Origin of the sequence: Collinsella aerofaciens (genome assembly GCF_015552075.1) — a bacterium.
Classification (GTDB): Bacteria; Actinomycetota; Coriobacteriia; order Coriobacteriales; family Coriobacteriaceae; genus Collinsella; species Collinsella aerofaciens_Y.
Map to the genome: position 1 here is coordinate 1 of NZ_JADNDZ010000101.1, position 1,506 is coordinate 1,506.

Consider the following 1,506-nt stretch of genomic DNA (forward strand, 5'->3'; position numbering starts at 1 on the left):
GGTAGCGCGCAGAGATGTGGTGTAAGAGGCGGGGCATGCCCCGCCTCTTCTCTTTCTTGAAAGGGAGGGGACACCGCCTAGAATTCGTCGTTGGAGTAATGAAGGTGACGAATGGAAGGAAAGGCGATGCCCCAAGAAGAGAGTGTACTGCGCCTCGGCCGCGACGAGGCCCTCGAGGCGGCGAGGCTTTGGCAGGAGTGCGGCGACGCGCGCGAGTTCGCGTGCAGGGTGCTGGGCGGCGTGATGAACGCGCTGATGGACTCCGAGGCCCAGCAGATGTGCGGCGCGGGCCGCAACGAGCGCAGCGACGGCAGGGAGAACAGCCGCAACGGCTACCGCCCCAGGTCGCTCAAGACCGCCGTGGGCGACGTGGAGCTCGAGATACCCAAGCTCAGGCACGGCACCTACTACCCCGAGGGCATGCTCGCGCGATGGTCGCGCGTCGACACCTCGGTGGCCGCCATCGTGCAGGAGATGTACGTGTGCGGCGTGTCCACCCGCAAGGTCGAGCGCGTGGCGTCCAAGCTGGGCATATCCTCGCTGTCGAGCTCGGAGGTCTCGAGCCTCTGCTCCGACCTCGACGCCGAGGTGGCGGAGTTCCGCAGCCGCGACCTGTCGGGCACGCCGTGCTGCTACCTGTGGCTCGACGCCACCTACATGAGCTGCAGGGTCGGCTCGTCGGTCGTCTCGCAGGGCGTCGTGACCGCGATCGGGCTGGGCGCCGACGGGCGCAAGCACTTCCTGGGCTGCGACGTGGTCGACACCGAGAGCGAGGACTCCTGGGCGGCATTCCTCGGCGGGCTGCGCGAGCGCGGGCTGGCCGGCGTTCGCCTCGTGGTCTCCGACAGCCACGCCGGGCTCGTGGCCGCCGTCTCGCGCCTGTTCCAGGGCTGCGCCTGGCAGCGCTGCGTGACGCACCTGCAGCGCAACCTCCAGAGCGCCTGCTCGGGCAGGCCCGAGGACTCCAAGGCGGCCGTCAGGGACCTCGTGCACGCCGCGGTCTACCAGGACGACCCCGACCTCGCGCGCTGCGTGTGGGCCGAGGCGGCGCCCTGGGTGGCGTCGGTGTCCGCCAGGGCCGGCGAGGTCTTCGAGCAGGCCGAGGACTCCGCGCTGGCGTTCACGGCCTTCCCCAGGGCGCACTGGGCCAAGCTCCGCACCAACAACGTCCAGGAGCGCGCCAACCGCGAGATCAAGCGCCGCTACAGGGTCGTGCAGTCCTTCCCCTCGAGGGAGTCGATGCTGCGCCTGACGTGCGCGAGCCTCATGGAGACCGAGGGGCAGTGGTCCCAGCAGCGCGTGTTCTCCGAGGCCTCGGCCGCCGAGGGCTTCGCCGAGCCCGCGGACAGGCCGGCCCCGACAGAGGGGAGGCGCCGCGCGCTCGGGCGGCGCGCCAGGGAGATAGTGGACGAGATAGTCGAGAAGCGCGGTCTCAAGAAGGAGTAACATCGGGACTTGCAGCGACGGACCTCAGGACACTCTTACACCACGTCTGCGCGCGCGACC

At 69.9% G+C, this 1,506-nt stretch carries 1 protein-coding gene; it reads left to right on the forward strand.

What is annotated here, in order from left to right; all coding sequences use genetic code 11:
• The first annotated feature begins 126 nt into the window (after nucleotides 1–126).
• Complete coding sequence (locus I2D41_RS07750) at nucleotides 127–1,446, forward strand: IS256 family transposase (protein ID WP_229042268.1); 1,320 nt, start codon at nucleotides 127–129, stop codon at nucleotides 1,444–1,446.
• Nucleotides 1,447–1,506 lie beyond the last annotated feature (60 nt).

Excerpts from the sequence above, each read along its gene's own strand:
- I2D41_RS07750 (WP_229042268.1), top strand. The coding sequence starts at position 127 with ATGCCCCAAGAAGAGAGTGTACTGCGCCTCGGCCGCGACGAGGCCCTC.